The following is a 14,834-nucleotide window of genomic DNA, read 5'->3' on the forward strand; positions in this document are numbered from 1 at the left end:
GCACAGCCCGGCCCTCCGCGATATGCCCTCACTCCACCGTCACCGACTTGGCCAGATTCCTCGGCTTATCGATATCCGTCCCCCGCGCGAGCGCCGCGTGATAAGCCAGCAACTGCATCGGCACCGTATGCAGAATCGGCGACAACGGCCCGTAGTACTCATTGAGCCGAATCACCTCGATCCCCTCGCTCGGCATCAACCCGCAGTCCACATCCGCGAACACGAAAAGCCTGCCGTTCCGCGCGCTGACTTCATGCATGTTCGACCTGAGCTTTTCGAGCAGCACGTCATTCGGCGCCACCGCAATCACGGGCATTTCGTTACTGACCAACGCCAGCGGCCCATGCTTCAACTCCCCGGCGGGATAAGCCTCCGCGTGGATATACGAAATCTCCTTCATCTTCAGCGCGCCTTCGAGCGCGATCGGATAATGCATCCCGCGTCCGAGAAACAGCATGTTGTCGCGTCGCGCGAGCAGCTCCGACCAGCCCATGATCTGCGGCTCCAGCGCGAGCACCTTCGACATCGCATCGGGCAGATGCCGCAGCGCACGCAGATGCGCCTTCTCCTCGTCGTCGCTCAACCGCCCGCGCACCTGCGCCAGTGACAACGTCAGCAAGAACAACGCCACGAGCTGCGTCGTAAAAGCCTTCGTCGACGCCACCCCGATCTCGATCCCCGCACGCGTGACGAACTGCAGCGCGCATTCGCGCATCAGCGCGCTCGTCGCGACGTTGCAGATCGCGAGCGTGTGCAGCATCCCGCGCTGCTTCGCGACGTGCACGGCCCCGAGCACGTCAGCCGTCTCGCCGCTCTGCGACACCGCGACGACCAGCGTGCGCGGATTCGGCACGCTGTCGCGATACCGGAACTCGCTCGCGATCTCGACACTCGCCGGCAGCTTCGCGATGCTCTCGATCCAGTACTTCGCGGTCAGCGCTGCGTGATAGCTGCCGCCGCACGCGAGCAGCAACACCGAATCGACGTCGTTGAACACGCGCCACGCGCCGTCGCCGAACAGCTCCGGCATGATCGACCCGACATCGAGCAGCGTATCGGCCACCGCCTGCGGCTGCTCGAAAATCTCCTTCTGCATGTAATAGCGATACGACCCGAGGTCGGCCGCGCCGCTATGCGCGGCCACCCGCTGCACCGCACGCTCGACGCGCTGGCCGGCCGCATCGACGATCCAGTAGCGATGCAGCTGGATATCGGCAACGTCACCGTTCTCGAGGTAAGCGATTCGATCGGTGATACCCGACAACGCGATCGCATCCGACGCCAGGAAATTCTCGCCATCCCCGACACCGACGACGAGCGGCATCCCGTCGCGCGCACCGACGATCCGGTGCGGCTCGTCGCGGCACATCACCGCGATCGCGTAGCTGCCGCGCAGTCGCGCGACCGCGCGGCGCACCGCGTCGAACAGGTCGCCGTCGTACAGGTGATCGATCAGGTGCGCGATTGCCTCGCTGTCGGTCTGGCTCGCGAACACATAACCATGCGCCTGCAGTTCCGCGCGCAGCTGATCGCAGTTCTCGATGATCCCGTTGTGCGACAGCGCGATGCGCGCGTTGTCGTCGCTCGGCGAGAAGTGCGGATGCGCGTTGAGCGTGACGGGCGCGCCATGCGTCGCCCAGCGCGTATGCGCAATGCCGGCGTAGCCCGACAGCGCATGCCCGGCGATCTCGCGCTGCAGGTTGGCGACGCGGTCGACGCTGCGCGCGCGGGCCAGCGCACGATCGCGATAGACCACGACGCCGCACGAGTCGTAGCCGCGATACTCGAGCCGCTTCAGCCCGTCGACGAGGTTCGGCAGGATGTCCCGCTGGGCAACCGCCCCGACAATTCCACACATAGCGCGCTCCGTAAATGTCCTGTCTGGACCCGTGACAGCGATGGTAGAGGCGCACGAATGGAATTAAATTTCAAAATATATAAAAAGATGAAACAGACAGGCGATCGTCTATCATGTTGAAATTAAATTTCACACCCTGACCGGAAGGAGCCGCCCATGGCCGGCATCACGCTCGACGATCTCGACCTGCGCATTCTCGCGATCCTGCAGGACGACGCATCGGTGTCGAACCTGCAACTCGCCGAGCGCGCGCTGTCGTCGCCGCCGACCTGCATGCGTCGCGTGCGGCGGCTGACGGAAGCGGGCGTGATCCGCCGCCAGGTCGCGGTGCTCGATCCGGTCGCGATCGGCACGGCGGTCACGGCGTTGATCGAGATCAGCCTCGACCGGCAGACGGCCGAAGACTACGACGCGTTCGAAGCCTACGTGTGCGCGGAGCCGGCGGTCACGCAGTGCTACCGCGTGTCGCCGGGGCCGGATTTCGTGGTGGTGGCCGACCTGGCCGACGTCGCCGAATACGACGCGTTCGCGCGGCGGCTGTTCACCGGCGCATCGAACGTCCGCAACGTGCGGACGTTCTTCTCGACGCATCGTGCGAAGTTCGAGGCCAACGCGCGGGTCGCGCATGCGATGCGCAAGCGTGCGTAATCGCGCGTAAGCGCAGCCGTCACGCCGCGGCGGCTGCCGCGAGTTGCAGCGGCTTGCCGTACCCGAAGCAGTGCGCCGGCTCGGGAAACACGCGCTGCCGCACGTCGTGCGCGTACTGGCGGATCGCGTCGCGCATCACCGCGTTCGCATCGGCGTAGCGCTTCACGAAGCGCGGCGTGTACGCGTCGAATGCGCCGATCATGTCCTCGGTCACGAGCACCTGCCCGTCGCACGCGGGCGATGCACCGATGCCGATGGTCGGGATCGACAGTGTTTCGGTCAGATGGCGCGCGAGCGCTTCCGCGGTGCCCTCGACGACGACGCTGAACGCGCCGGCCCGCTCGGCCGCGCACGCGGCGTCGAACACCTGCGCGGCCGAGCGCGGGTCCATCCCCTGCGCGCGGAAGCCGCCGGTCGCATTGGCCTGCTGCGGCATGAGGCCGACGTGCGCCATCACCGGAATGCCGCGCTCCGTCAGGAAGCGGATCGTGTCGGCCATCTCGCTGCCGCCTTCGAGCTTGACGCCTTGCGCGCCGGTTTCGGCGAGCAGCCGCGCGGCGGAGCGATACGCTTGCGCGGGCGATTCCTGATACGTCGAAAACGGCAGATCGACGACGACGCACGCCTGCGCGGTGCCACGCACGACTGCCGCGCCGTGCGCGCTCATCATGTCGAGCGTGACGCGTAGCGTATCGGGCATGCCGTACAGCACCATGCCGACGGAGTCGCCGACGATGATCACGTCGGCCACTTCGTCGACGAGCTTCGCCATCGGCGCGGAATAGGCGGTGAGCGAGACGAGGCTGCCGATGCCTTTCGTCGCGCGGATCGCGGTGACGGTCTTGCGGGTGGTGCGGGTATGCGCGCTCATGAACGGAAGCCGTGAGAAAGAAGAGTCGTTACGGTAGCATCGCGATCGTGCATGCAATGACCTTCGGAGGACGTCTTATGTCGCTGGCGGGACAATCGGGTGATCCGTACGCGGTGCCGCCGATGGCGCGCCTGCCGAGGCCGCTGTTCGTGCGCGCGTTCGGGATTCCCGGCAACGCGAGCGTCGACGCGCATAGTCACCCGTGGGCCCAGCTGATGTATGCGACGAGCGGCGTGCTGGAGGTATCGACGCCGTCGGGCCGGCATCTGCTGCCGCCGCACTATGCGATGTGGATTCCGCCGCACGTGCCGCACGCGGTGTCGACGCGCGATTGCGTCGCGTTCCACAGCCTGTATCTCGACGATGCGATCGCGCGCGACGATGCCGCCGACGATTGCATGATCCTCTGCATGACGCCGCTGTTGCGCGAACTGGTGATCGCGACCGGCGAGTTGCCGGTGGACTACGACGAGTCGGGGCCGGACGGTGCGCTCGTGTGCCTGATCGCCGACCGGATCGCGCGGATGCGGCCCGCGCCGCTGACGGTGCCGCTGCCGCACGATTCGCGTCTGCTCAAAATCGCGCGTGCGTTGCATGCGCATCCGGGCGACACGCGCAGTCTGGACGAATGGGGCCGTCAGGTCGGTGCGACGCGGCGCACGCTGTCGCGTCTGTTCCGGCAGGACACGGGGCTGTCGTTCACCGAGTGGCGGCAGGCCGTGCGGCTGCTCGCAGCGCTGCCGCTGCTCGATGCGGGCGAGCCGATCGGCGCGGTGGCCGCACAACTGGGCTACGACTCGACGTCGTCGTTCATCGCGCTGTTTCAGGCGAAGTTCAACGTGACGCCGGGCGCGTATGCGAAGCGTGAAGCGCGTCGGCCAACGCTGAGCGCGTGACGCGGCAACGCGCGCCGCGGATCTTCATTCAGAACGCCAGCGACTGCTGCATCGGATGACGTTCCCCGCGCACGAACCCGGCGCCTTCGAGCGACAACAACGCGCGTTTGCGTTCGATGCCGCCTGCATAACCGGTCAGGCTGCCCGACGCGCCGATCACGCGATGGCACGGCACCATGATCGACACAGGATTGCGGCCAACCGCGCCGCCGACGGCACGCGCCGCGCTCATCGGCAGCCCGACGCGTTCGGTGATGTCGCCGTATGAAACGAGCTCGCCGAACGGAATCGCGAGCAGTTCCTTCCACACGCTGCGCTGAAACGCGGTGCCGTGCAGATTAATCGGCACCGAGAAGGTTTCGCGCGTGCCGGTGAAATATTCGGCGACTTCCTCGGCGACCTTGCGCGCGAGCGGCGACGCGCTGCGTTCGTCCGCGTCCGGCGCGATCGCCAGCGACGGATAGTATTTCTGGCCGACGAAAAAAAGGCCTGTGAGCGCATCGTCCTCGATACGGATGGCGATGTCGCCCAGCGGGCTCGGAATCAGATGAGCGTGCGTCATCGCGAAGTTTCTCCATGAAGGTCGAGCAGCCCGTGGCCGGGCGCGAGCTCGGGCCGGCAGCGCATGCACGGCCGAAAGCCGGCTTTCTCGGCAGCCGCGGCGGTCGGGTAATAACTGCAGTTCCGCGCCTTCGGCGGTTTCACCGGGCAAACGGGGCGGCAATACACGCCGGTCGTCGACACGCCGACGAAGAACCAGCCGTCGAAGCGGCGGTTCCGCGCAAGCAGGGCGTCGTAGCAGGTGTCGGGATCAAGGCGCATGCGACGACTGTAAACCATCCGCGCCGCCGATTCTGGCTGGAATCGGACATGTGTATCGACGCGCCATCCCGCGTCGTGGCCCCGTTTCGCACGCGGGAGAATCCCGGAAAAACGGTTAATGCCACTCTGCGAAACAGTCATCTCTTTTTGCGCGGCCCATTTTGAGATGACTCATCGAAATCCCCGACTGACACGGCACCGGCCCACGCCCTATCCTTTGAAAAACGTTTTCCAGAACTCGACGGACGAGCGGCCGCGCCACGCAAGGGGCGTGGCCGCCGCCCGCCCCGGCGCCCGTCGTCGGTCACGGACAGCACAATCCAGCGGCGCGACGGGCGCGACCGCGTATCGGAGACATTCATGCAATCCGCCGTCGTCGGTGCCGTGCGCACCGCGGCCAGCCGCTACCGCTGGACCGTTTGTGCGCTGCTGTTCTTCGCGACCGTCATCAACTACATGGATCGACAGATCCTCGGCCTGCTCGCGCCGATGCTGCAGCACGACATCGGCTGGAGCCAGGTGCAGTACGGTCGCATCGTGATGGCGTTTTCCGCGTTCTATGCGATCGGCCTGCTCGGCTTCGGGCGCATCGTCGACTGGCTCGGCACGCGCATCTCGTATGCGGTCGCGATGCTGGTGTGGAGCATCGCGGCGATGCTGCACGCGGCGGTCGGCTCCGTGACGGGCTTCGCGGCGGTGCGCGCGCTGCTCGGGATCGGCGAGGGCGGCAACTTCCCGGCCGCGATCAAGACGACGGCCGAATGGTTTCCGCGCCGCGAACGCGCGCTCGCCACCGGCATCTTCAACTCGGGCGCGAACATCGGCGCGGTGTTCGCGCCGGCGATCATCCCGGCGATCGCGGTGGCCTACGGGTGGCGCGCGGCGTTCGTGATCATCGGCGCGATCGGCATCGTGTGGCTCGCGGTGTGGCTGCTGATGTATCGCACGGCCGACACGCGCGCACTCGCCGCGGAATACGACGAGCCGCGCGACGAAGCCGAAGCGCTCGACGCGGCGAACGCGGATGCCGGCGCGCCGCGCTGGGGCGAACTGATCCGCAAGCGCGAGACGTGGGCGTTCCTGATCGGCAAGTTCCTGACCGACCCGGTGTGGTGGTTCTATCTGTTCTGGCTGCCGAAGTGGCTCAACGAGTCGCGCGGGATGGACATGCAGCATATCGGCCTGCCGCTCGTGTGCATCTATGCGCTGACGACGGTCGGCAGCATCGGCGGCGGCTGGCTGTCGTCGGCGCTGCTGCGCGCGGGCTGGAGCGTGAATGGCGCGCGCAAGACGGCGATGCTGTTCTGCGCGTGCTGCGTGCTGCCGATCGCGTTCGTGTCGCAGGTGCATAGCCTGTGGATCGCGGTGCTGATCGTCGGTCTCGCGGCCGCCGCGCACCAGGGCTGGTCGGCGAACCTGTTCACGACGGCGTCCGACCTGTTCCCGCGCCGCGCGGTCGCGTCGGTGGTCGGCATCGGCGGGATGGCCGGCTCGATCGGCGGCGTGCTGTTCTCGGAAGTGATCGGCCAGGTGCTGCAACGCACGGGCCACTACTGGGTGCTGTTCGCGATCGGCGCGCTGGCCTACCTGCTCGCGCTGGCGATCATGCATATGCTCACGCCGAAGATGAAGCCCGCGAAGCTCGACGCGTGATCGCGTGCCGGCAATCGAACGCGCCGCCCGCAGGCGGCGCGTTTTTGTTTGCGAAGCCACGAAGCCACGAAGCCACGAAGCGACGAAGCGACGAAGCGACGAAGCGACGAAGCGACGAATCAACGATACGCCGAAGCAGCGATACAGCGGATATCGAACGCGATGCGCGCTTCAACCCACCGCGGCCGTCGACGCGCGCATGATCAGCCGCGGCTCGAACGTCGAATAGCTCGCCTCGGTACGCCCGGCGAGCGCGTCGATCAGCTTCTGCATCGCGAGCTCCCCCATGTTTTCGCTCTGGATGTCGATGGTGGTCAGCGCGGGCGCCGCGTATGCGCCATACGGCACGTTGTCGACGCCGGCAACCGACACGTCCCGCGGCAGCCGGAACCCGAGCGACGCCGCTTCCTTCATGAAGCCGAGCGCGATCAGGTCGTTGTAGCAGATCACGGCCTGCGGACGCTGCGGCCCGAGCATCACGCGCGAGCATGCGCGCTCGCCGGCTTCGGCGGTCGGCGCGTGCGCGTCGTGCACGTCGAGCGTGAGCCCCGCTTCCGCGAGACAGTCGCGCGCGCCCTGGATCCGTTCGTCGTTCACGCGCGCGGGCCCGAAGCCGAGGTACGCGATGCGCGTATGGCCGAGATTGAGCAGGTGACGCGCGAGCATGTAGGTGGCGAGCCGGTTGTCGATGCCGACGCTCGGAATCGGCAGGCCGGGGCTGCGCCGCAGCAGCACGAGCGGCTTGTGCAGGTCGAGCATCCAGCCGGCCTGGTCGTCGGGCATCCGCGTGCTGACGATCAGCCCGTCGACGCGCTGCGCGAGCGCCTCGATCAGCGAGCGTTCGCGCGCCTGGTTCTCCTCGGTATCGACGAGCAGCAGCGTGTAGTCGTGCTGGAGCGCGACGCGGTTCGCGCCCTTCACGACGTTCGTGAAGTGCGGGTTGCTGATGTCGAGGATCACGAGGCCGATGGTGCGCGTGCGCCCGGTGATCATCGAGCGCGCGAGCGGGTTCGAACGGTAGCCGAGCCGTTCGATCGCTTCCTTGAGCCGCGCTTCGACGGTCGGCGAAAAGCGCTGCGTGCCGTTCACGTACTTGGAGACCGTCGCGACCGACACGCCGGCTTCCGCGGCCACGTCGCGGATCGTCGGGGAAACTTTTTTCATCGGAAGGGTAACGTTTTCGTTCGATTGCACCGGATTGTGGCAGAAAAAGCCGGCGTCCGGCCGCCGGACGATATCGGGAAAGTGCGGATGGGTGCGAACAGGTTCAACCATTGACGTTCGGCTTTTGCCCCGCGTATAGTTGGAAAACGTTTTCCGATTGTTTGCCGGCTCCGCCGGTTTCGGGCAACGTCCAGGACACCTCAGAACAGATTCAAGGAGATTCGATGAACGCCACATCCACCGGCGCACGCAAGCCGTTCGGGCGTCTGCTGCTGACCGGCGCGGCCGGCAATCTCGGCCGTCAGGTGCGCGGCGCGCTGGCGAACTGGGCCGACGTCGTGCGCGTGAGCGACATCGCCGCGCTGGGCGACGCCGCCCCGCACGAAGAAACCCGCGTCGTCGACCTGGCCGACCGGCCGGCGGTGATGGAACTCGTCGACGGCGTCGACGCGATCGTCCACCTCGGCGGCATTTCGGTCGACGCGCCGTTCGACGATCTCGTCGATGCGAACATCACCGGCACGTACAACCTGTACGAAGCCGCGCGCAAGCACGGCGTGAAGCGCGTCGTGTTCGCGAGCTCGAACCATGCGATCGGGTTCCATCCGGTCACGGAAGTGCTCGATGCCGATTCGCCGCAGCGTCCGGACAGCCTGTATGGCGTGACGAAGTGCTTCGGCGAGTCGCTGTCGCGCTACTACTTCGACCGCTTCGGGATCGAGACGGTGTGCCTGCGGATCGGCTCGTCGTTCGAAGTGCCGAAGAACCCGCGCATGCTCGTGACGTTCCTCAGCTATCGCGACTTCATCGAGCTCGTGCGCTGCTCGCTGCTGACGAACCGCGTCGGCCACGCGATCGTCTACGGCGTGTCGGACAACCCGGTGAAGTGGTGGGACAACACGAAGGCCGGCTTCCTCGGCTTCCGGCCGCAGGACAGTTCCGAGCAGTTCGCCGGGCTGTTCCCGGTGACGGCGCCGAGCGCCGAGTACGACGATCCCGCGCAACGCTTCCAGGGCGGCGGGTTCGTCGTCGGCGAGCCGCTGGAGCGCAACGCGAAGTAAGCGAGGCCGGCTCGCGCACGTCGATCAGCGCAGGATGTCGGTCGCCTTGTGCCGCTCGTCCACGCCGTCGATCAGGATCAACGGGCCGCTCGCGTGCCGCGCGCGCAGCGGCTGGATCTGCCGGTACGCGTCCGATTCGTACCACGCGCGCGCCGTATCGAGATCGGGAAACGCGATCGCGATCAGGTCGCCGCGCCACTCGCCTTCGCGCACGTCGGGCCGCGCGCCGTGAATGACGAAACGGCCGTCGAACGGCGCGAGCGTGCCGTCGATGCGTTCGAGGTATTCGACGATGTCGTCGCACATGTGAACGTCGTGCAGGTGGGCGATGGCGTAGGCGGTCATGGCAGGCTCCGGGGTGTCGATGCGATGCGTCGATCGTCGATCGTTCGTCGTTGATCGGTGAAGCCATGATCGATGCGCACGCGGCGCGCGTCGATTACCTGCGACGTAAGCAAATCCGCGCAGCCGTGCGCGCGGGCCGCCCCGCGTGAACCACACCGCAAGACCCGGCGCACGCGTGCGCTCGCCGCGCCTACGCGCGCTTGCGCATCGGCCGAGCGTGCGCCATCGGCGCAGGCGCCGGCACCGACTCGGCTTCCTCCTTGCACAGCTTGTCGAGCATGCGTTGCGCGGCGCCCGCGCAATCCTCGCCGGCCGGCTTGTTCGCGATCTCGTCGATCAGCGTCTGCAGGTTGCGCCGGTTCTGCGCGAGCCGCTGCTCGAGCAACGCGATTTCGTCGACCTTGTGCCGCAACGCCTCCAGCAGTTCGTCGCGCGGCCACGCGCCGAGATCGGGCGGCAGCACCGCGCGGATCTCGTCGAGCGCAAAGCCCGCGCGCTGCGCGCGGTCGATGATCGCGAGCCGCGTCAGCGCTTCCGGCCCGTATTCGCGATAGCCGTTCGCCTGCCGGCGCGCCGGTTCGAGCAGGCCGCTCGCTTCGTAGAACCGGATGCGCGACGCCGCGATGCCGCTGGTGCGCGCCAGCTCGCCGATTTTCATGCTTGTGCTCCAGAGGGGCTTGACCTTGAAGCTGACTTTAAAGTTATGGTTGGGCATCGTCAATCGAGGAAGTCCACCATGAACCTGTTTGCGCCCCTCACGCTGCCCAATGGCGCGGTGATCCCGAACCGGCTCGCCAAGGCCGCGATGGAAGAGAACATGGCCGATGCGGATCACGCGCCGTCCGACGCGTTGCTGCGCCTGTACCAGGCGTGGGCCGACGGCCGGGCGGGCCTGATCCTGACCGGCAACGTGATGGTGGACGGCCGCGCGATGACGGGGCCGAACGGCGTCGTGCTCCACGGCGACGCGCATCTCGACCGCTTCCGGCGATGGGCGCAGGTCGCGCGCTCCGGCGGCGCGCACGTGTGGATGCAGATCAACCATCCGGGGCGCCAGATGCAGGCGGCGCTCGGCCAGACGACGCTCGCGCCGTCGGCCGTGCCGCTCGCGCTCGGCGCGCTGTCGAAGCAGTTTCCGGTGCCGAAGGAGATGACGGAAGCCGACATCGCCGACGTGCAGCAGCGCTTCGTGCGCGCCGCGCAGCTTGCCGAGCAAAGCGGCTTCACCGGCGTGCAGATCCACGCGGCGCACGGTTACCTGCTGAGCCAGTTCCTGTCGCCGCTGACGAACCGCCGGCAGGATGCGTGGGGCGGCAGCATCGAGCACCGCGCGCGGCTACTGCTCGACATCGTGCGCGCGGTGCGCGCGACGGTATCGCCGGCGTTCGTCGTGTCGGTCAAGCTGAATTCGGCCGATTTCCAGCGCGGCGGCTTCAGTGCGGACGATGCGAAGCGCGTCGTCGAACTGCTGAATCCGCTGGGCGTCGATCTCGTCGAACTGTCAGGCGGCAGCTACGAAGTGCCGGCGATGCAGGGCGAGGCGCGCGACGGACGCACGCTGGCACGCGAAGCGTATTTCCTCGAATTCGCACGGGACATCACGGCGGTCGCGGCGATGCCGCTGATGGTCACGGGCGGGATCCGGCGTCGCGCGGTGGCCGAGCAGGTGGTCGCGAGCGGCGTGGCGATGGTCGGCATCGCGACCGCGCTGTCGATCGAGCCGAACCTGCCCCGCGACTGGCAGGCAGGCAAGGACAGCGCGCCGGCGCTGCAGCCGATCCGATGGAAGAACAAGGCGCTGGGCGCGCTGGCGAACATGGCCGTCGTGAAGTTCCAGCTCGCACGGTTGAGCGTCGGGCGGCGTACGCATCCGGGCGTGTCGCCGCTGCGCGCGCTGCTGTCGCAGCAACTCGCCGCGCAGTGCCAGACGCGGCGGTACCGCAAGTGGATGGCGGGGCGGGCGGCGCGCTAGCCGCGCACGCGGCGCGTCGGGCTGCCCGAGGCCCGCTCACACCGGATACGCGTCGTCGACCTTCAGGTTCGCGAGCCGGAACAGCGTGCGCAGCGTCTGCGGATGAATGTCGCGGTGCGCGGCGAGCGACGTCAGCATGAAGTCGAGGACCTTCGCGTAGCGCAGCAGTACGAGGCAGTGCGCGAGATCCGCGCTGCCGCCGCGCATGGCTTCCGCGTAGCTGACCATCCGGGTCGATAGCGTGCGCGCCATCTCGAGTTCCATCTGCTGCTTTTCAGTCCATTCGGGCTGCGGCTGTTCGAGCAGTTTCGCGAGGAAGATCTGGAACGACGTATCGGACGAATTGGGCAGCGCATCCATGATGTGCCTCGCAGCTTGCGTGGATCGTTCGGGCGTATCCGGGGACGGTCCCGATCCGGGTTCGTGTTCGCGCCGATCGTCGGCGCGGCTGTCACTGCAATGCGAATGCAGGTTCCGTACCAGCCCTCGATCCGATTGTTGAGCACTGTTGACGCGGGGCGCGGCAGCGGTCATCGCGTCCCGCCGGCACTGGCTTGCACGGAAAATCGGGCAGGGCGCCCATCCGCCGCGCGCGATCGCGGACGGCCGCGCGACAGGGGCCGGACGGACGAAATGCTTCAGCGATGTAACGTAACGCCGGGTTGAAATCGGTCGAGTGTGTCGATCGACGAAGCGCTGCAAGGTCGCGGAGCATGGGCGTCGGCGGCGTCCCCGCGGCCTCGGGACGGTCTCGCGCGGCGAGCCGCGACGCCACCCGCCGCCACCCGCCGCCACCCGCCGCGCGTTGAAGGCGCGCATCGCATGCGCCGGATGTTTCATATCCGAGACGTTTTTTTCGCGGCCCGCCGGACGCACGTGCAACCGGCGTCACGCGGTGCCATCCAACTGGCCCAGCGAATAACCGGACAACTGTTCATGGGCAGCGGCGCCGGGTTCGCGAACAATCACCGCATCATCCCCGCGAGGTTCGACATGAGCGTCCACGCCTTCTTCTCGGCCAACCTGCTGCTGGCCTACACGGCTTACTTCGTCGGCACGGCCAGCCCCGGCCCGAGCAATCTCGCGATCATGTCGGTCGCCGCGAACCACGGCCGCAAGGCGGCGCTCGCGTTCGCGCTCGGCGTGATCTCCGGTTCGATGTGCTGGGCGACGGTGGCCGCTTTGGGCGTTTCGGCCGCGCTGCTCGCATGGTCGAAGCTGCTGGTCGCGATCAAGCTGTTCGGCGGCGTGTATCTGCTGTGGCTCGCGTTCAAGTCCGGCCGCACCGCGTGGTCGGCGAAGGCGGGCGCCGCGCTGAACGCTGCGCCCGAGCAGACGCTGTCGCGCTTCTTTGCGCGCGGCGCGATGCTGCACCTGACGAATCCGAAAGCGATCCTGGTGTGGGTGTCGATCGTCGCGCTGTCGTCGAACGGCGCGGGCGCGTCGCACGGCGCCGTCGTGCCGGGCTGCCTCGCGATCGGCTGCGCGGTGTTCGGCGGTTATGCGCTGGTGTTCTCGACGGACGGCGCACGCCGGCTGTACGTGCGCGGCCGCCGCATGATGGACGCGTGTCTCGCGGTGGTGTTCGGGCTCGCCGGGGTCCGGCTGCTCGCGTCCAACGTGTGAGCGAACCCGCCGCGGTCACCGGAACCCGAATCCCCGAATCCGAAAACAGACGATCCGCCGCGCGCACACGCGGTGGATCGTCGATCGCACCGTCCGGGCGTCAGCGCTTCAGAAGATGAAGCCCGTATTGATGAACTTCGAGTAGTGATCGGACACGATCGAATCGAGCAGCTGCTTGCTGCCGTCGGTCTGCTTCGCCGCGACCATCGAGCGGATCGAGAACGCGCGCAGCGCGTCGCTCACCGACAGCGTGCCTTCCGCCGAATCCTTGCGCCCGGCGAACGGGAACACGTCCGGCCCGCGCTGGCACTGGCAGTTGATGTTCACGCGGCACACCTGGTTCACGAGCGGATCGACGAGCGCGCCGATCTGCGCCGGATCGGAACCGAAGATGCTGACCTGCTGGCCGTGCTCCGAGGTCGTCACGTAGTCGAGCGCCGTTTCCACGTCGTCGAACGGCGCAACCGGAATGATCGGCCCGAACTGCTCCTCGCGATACAGCTTCATCCCTTCCGACACCGGATACACGACGGCCGGGTAGAACAGCGTCTTGCTGAACTCGCCGCCCGAGTGGTTGACGACCTGCGCGCCCTTGGCCTTCGCGTCGTCGATCGCGTCGGTCATGTACGCGGTGCGATGCATGCCCGGCAGCGGCGTGATGCTCACGCCTTTCTCCCACGGCATGCCGATCTTCAGCTGCTCGAGCGCGGCGGTGAAGCGTTTCAGGAATTCGTCGACGATCGAGCGGTGCACGAGCAGCATCTTCAGCGCGGTACAGCGCTGGCCGTTGAACGACAGCGCGCCGAGCAGGCACTCCTTCACGGTGAGGTCGAGATCGGCGTCGGGCAGCACGATCGCCGCGTTCTTCGCGTCGAGGCCGAGGATCGCGCGCAGCCGGTGCGACTTCGGATGCTGCTTCTTCAGGTGATCGGCGACCTTGCTCGAACCGATCAGCGCGAGCACGTTGATCTTGCCCGACGCGAGCATGTGCGGCACGACCACCGCGCCCGGCGCGTAGATCGTGTTGATCACGCCTTTCGGGAACGCGTCGCGGAACGCTTCGAGCAGCGGCTCGAACAGCAGCGTGCCGTACTGCGGCGGCTTGAACACCACCGTGTTGCCCATCAGCAGCGCGGGGATCAGCGTCGCGAAGGTTTCGTTCAGCGGATAGTTGTACGGCCCCATGCACAGCACGACGCCGAGCGGCGTGCGGCGGATCTGGCCGATCGTGCCTTCCGCGATCACGAAGCGCGAGTTCGCGTTGTCGAGCTCCTTCAGCGCGTCGATCGTCTGCGTCATGTACGTGACGGTGCGGTCGAACTCCTTCTGCGAATCGGCGAGGCTCTTGCCGATCTCCCACATGATCAGGTTCACGACCAGCTCGCGCTGCGCGACCATCCGCTTGATGAAGTCCTGCATGCAGGCGATGCGCTGCTCGACCTTCATCGTCGGCCACTCGCCGCGGCCCGAGTCGTACGCGCGCACCGCGGCGTCGAGCGCCGCGTCGCTTTCCGTCTCGCCCATCACCGGATAGCTGCCGATCTCCATCTGCGCGACGCTGCCGTCCGGCTGGCGCACGCACACGGGCGACAGCACGGTCTTGGTCGTGCCGTCCCACGGGCGCAGCTCGCCGTCGACCAGCGACACGCGCTGGTGGATGGGGGCTGCGAGCCGGAACTCGGCGGGGATGTCCTGATAGGCGGGAAACAGCTGCTGCAGGGAAGCGGAATCGGGCATGACGGTCTCGTTTGACGGGGGTGTCCGGTAAGGACGGGCGATGCGGAATCCTGAGCTGAACGATCCTCGATCCTGAATCGGCATGATGACGCGCGGACGACGGGACGTCACGCGTCGGCATGGCCGAAACGCGGAATGGAACCAGTTCCATTAAAAAGGAACGCCGAGCCGATTGCAAGAT

At 67.1% G+C, this 14,834-nt stretch carries 14 protein-coding genes and 1 pseudogene; 6 read left to right on the plus strand and 9 right to left on the minus strand.

The annotated features are described in order from the left end of the window. Positions 1-28: 28 nt before the first annotated feature. A complete protein-coding gene (gene glmS / locus U4Z31_RS18855; protein WP_321811052.1) occupies positions 29-1,858 on the minus strand; it encodes a glutamine--fructose-6-phosphate transaminase (isomerizing) in 1,830 nt (609 codons plus the stop codon). A 156-nt stretch (positions 1,859-2,014) separates the two neighbouring features. Here glmS and U4Z31_RS18860 point away from each other — a divergent pair, with 156 nt between their 5' ends. Further along, complete coding sequence (locus U4Z31_RS18860) at positions 2,015-2,506, plus strand: Lrp/AsnC family transcriptional regulator (protein ID WP_006761025.1); 492 nt, start codon at positions 2,015-2,017, stop codon at positions 2,504-2,506. A 19-nt stretch (positions 2,507-2,525) separates the two neighbouring features. On the opposite strand, the gene panB is transcribed toward U4Z31_RS18860, so the two are convergent. After that, positions 2,526-3,377, minus strand: a complete 852-nt coding sequence (panB, locus tag U4Z31_RS18865) for a 3-methyl-2-oxobutanoate hydroxymethyltransferase (protein WP_044848348.1) — start codon at positions 3,375-3,377, stop codon at positions 2,526-2,528. A 77-nt stretch (positions 3,378-3,454) separates the two neighbouring features. Between panB and U4Z31_RS18870 the strand changes: the two genes are divergently transcribed. Further along, on the plus strand, positions 3,455-4,273 hold the full coding sequence (locus tag U4Z31_RS18870; RefSeq protein WP_321811053.1) for a helix-turn-helix transcriptional regulator: 819 nt from the start codon (positions 3,455-3,457) through the stop codon (positions 4,271-4,273). 28 nt (positions 4,274-4,301) lie between these two features. On the opposite strand, the gene U4Z31_RS18875 is transcribed toward U4Z31_RS18870, so the two are convergent. Together U4Z31_RS18875 and U4Z31_RS18880 are read right to left on the minus strand one after the other, a co-directional pair. Continuing rightward, complete coding sequence (locus tag U4Z31_RS18875) at positions 4,302-4,835, minus strand: methylated-DNA--[protein]-cysteine S-methyltransferase (protein ID WP_321811054.1); 534 nt, start codon at positions 4,833-4,835, stop codon at positions 4,302-4,304. A gap of 11 nt (positions 4,836-4,846) precedes the next feature. Then, positions 4,847-5,113 (minus strand): annotated as a pseudogene (locus U4Z31_RS18880) (Ada metal-binding domain-containing protein); the annotation flags it as partial. A 342-nt stretch (positions 5,114-5,455) separates the two neighbouring features. Here U4Z31_RS18880 and U4Z31_RS18885 point away from each other — a divergent pair. Next, positions 5,456-6,748, plus strand: a complete 1,293-nt coding sequence (locus U4Z31_RS18885; RefSeq protein ID WP_321796364.1) for an MFS transporter — start codon at positions 5,456-5,458, stop codon at positions 6,746-6,748. 171 nt (positions 6,749-6,919) lie between these two features. On the opposite strand, the gene U4Z31_RS18890 is transcribed toward U4Z31_RS18885, so the two are convergent. Continuing rightward, positions 6,920-8,023, minus strand: a complete 1,104-nt coding sequence (locus U4Z31_RS18890; RefSeq protein ID WP_321811055.1) for a LacI family DNA-binding transcriptional regulator — start codon at positions 8,021-8,023, stop codon at positions 6,920-6,922. Positions 8,024-8,136: 113 nt separating this feature from the next. Between U4Z31_RS18890 and U4Z31_RS18895 the strand changes: the two genes are divergently transcribed. Next, complete coding sequence (locus tag U4Z31_RS18895; RefSeq protein WP_321796367.1) at positions 8,137-8,973, plus strand: NAD(P)-dependent oxidoreductase; 837 nt, start codon at positions 8,137-8,139, stop codon at positions 8,971-8,973. 24 nt (positions 8,974-8,997) lie between these two features. Here U4Z31_RS18895 and U4Z31_RS18900 read toward each other — a convergent pair whose 3' ends face one another. Then, entirely contained in the window at positions 8,998-9,318 is a 321-nt protein-coding gene (locus U4Z31_RS18900; RefSeq protein WP_124489268.1) for a DUF1330 domain-containing protein, read from the minus strand. A 190-nt stretch (positions 9,319-9,508) separates the two neighbouring features. Beyond that, entirely contained in the window at positions 9,509-9,976 is a 468-nt protein-coding gene (locus tag U4Z31_RS18905) for a MerR family transcriptional regulator (protein ID WP_321796372.1), read from the minus strand. 78 nt (positions 9,977-10,054) lie between these two features. Here U4Z31_RS18905 and U4Z31_RS18910 point away from each other — a divergent pair, with 78 nt between their 5' ends. After that, positions 10,055-11,290: an NADH:flavin oxidoreductase/NADH oxidase family protein gene (locus U4Z31_RS18910; RefSeq protein WP_321811056.1), complete on the plus strand. Its 1,236-nt coding sequence runs from the start codon at positions 10,055-10,057 to the stop codon at positions 11,288-11,290. 36 nt (positions 11,291-11,326) lie between these two features. Here the strand turns inward: U4Z31_RS18910 and U4Z31_RS18915 are convergent, their stop codons facing one another. Further along, on the minus strand, positions 11,327-11,650 hold the full coding sequence (locus tag U4Z31_RS18915) for a DNA-binding protein (RefSeq protein WP_124489271.1): 324 nt from the start codon (positions 11,648-11,650) through the stop codon (positions 11,327-11,329). A gap of 633 nt (positions 11,651-12,283) precedes the next feature. Here U4Z31_RS18915 and U4Z31_RS18920 point away from each other — a divergent pair. After that, positions 12,284-12,916, plus strand: a complete 633-nt coding sequence (locus U4Z31_RS18920) for a LysE family translocator (protein ID WP_321811057.1) — start codon at positions 12,284-12,286, stop codon at positions 12,914-12,916. 108 nt (positions 12,917-13,024) lie between these two features. Here the strand turns inward: U4Z31_RS18920 and U4Z31_RS18925 are convergent, their stop codons facing one another. Beyond that, a complete protein-coding gene (locus tag U4Z31_RS18925) occupies positions 13,025-14,653 on the minus strand; it encodes an NADP-dependent glyceraldehyde-3-phosphate dehydrogenase (protein ID WP_124571427.1) in 1,629 nt (542 codons plus the stop codon). Positions 14,654-14,834 lie beyond the last annotated feature (181 nt).

The sequence above is a fragment of the Burkholderia sp. BCC1985 genome, from assembly GCF_905339915.1.
GTDB lineage: Bacteria > Pseudomonadota > Gammaproteobacteria > Burkholderiales > Burkholderiaceae > Burkholderia.

Excerpts from the sequence above, each read along its gene's own strand:
- U4Z31_RS18920 (WP_321811057.1), top strand. The coding sequence starts at position 12,284 with ATGAGCGTCCACGCCTTCTTCTCGGCCAACCTGCTGCTGGCCTACACG.
- U4Z31_RS18900 (WP_124489268.1), bottom strand. The coding sequence starts at position 9,318 with ATGACCGCCTACGCCATCGCCCACCTGCACGACGTTCACATGTGCGAC.
- U4Z31_RS18925 (WP_124571427.1), bottom strand. The coding sequence starts at position 14,653 with ATGCCCGATTCCGCTTCCCTGCAGCAGCTGTTTCCCGCCTATCAGGAC.
- U4Z31_RS18895 (WP_321796367.1), top strand. The coding sequence starts at position 8,137 with ATGAACGCCACATCCACCGGCGCACGCAAGCCGTTCGGGCGTCTGCTG.
- U4Z31_RS18860 (WP_006761025.1), top strand. The coding sequence starts at position 2,015 with ATGGCCGGCATCACGCTCGACGATCTCGACCTGCGCATTCTCGCGATC.
- U4Z31_RS18905 (WP_321796372.1), bottom strand. The coding sequence starts at position 9,976 with ATGAAAATCGGCGAGCTGGCGCGCACCAGCGGCATCGCGGCGTCGCGC.
- glmS (WP_321811052.1), bottom strand. The coding sequence starts at position 1,858 with ATGTGTGGAATTGTCGGGGCGGTTGCCCAGCGGGACATCCTGCCGAAC.
- U4Z31_RS18910 (WP_321811056.1), top strand. The coding sequence starts at position 10,055 with ATGAACCTGTTTGCGCCCCTCACGCTGCCCAATGGCGCGGTGATCCCG.
- U4Z31_RS18870 (WP_321811053.1), top strand. The coding sequence starts at position 3,455 with ATGTCGCTGGCGGGACAATCGGGTGATCCGTACGCGGTGCCGCCGATG.
- panB (WP_044848348.1), bottom strand. The coding sequence starts at position 3,377 with ATGAGCGCGCATACCCGCACCACCCGCAAGACCGTCACCGCGATCCGC.
- U4Z31_RS18890 (WP_321811055.1), bottom strand. The coding sequence starts at position 8,023 with ATGGTTGAACCTGTTCGCACCCATCCGCACTTTCCCGATATCGTCCGG.
- U4Z31_RS18915 (WP_124489271.1), bottom strand. The coding sequence starts at position 11,650 with ATGGATGCGCTGCCCAATTCGTCCGATACGTCGTTCCAGATCTTCCTC.
- U4Z31_RS18875 (WP_321811054.1), bottom strand. The coding sequence starts at position 4,835 with ATGACGCACGCTCATCTGATTCCGAGCCCGCTGGGCGACATCGCCATC.
- U4Z31_RS18885 (WP_321796364.1), top strand. The coding sequence starts at position 5,456 with ATGCAATCCGCCGTCGTCGGTGCCGTGCGCACCGCGGCCAGCCGCTAC.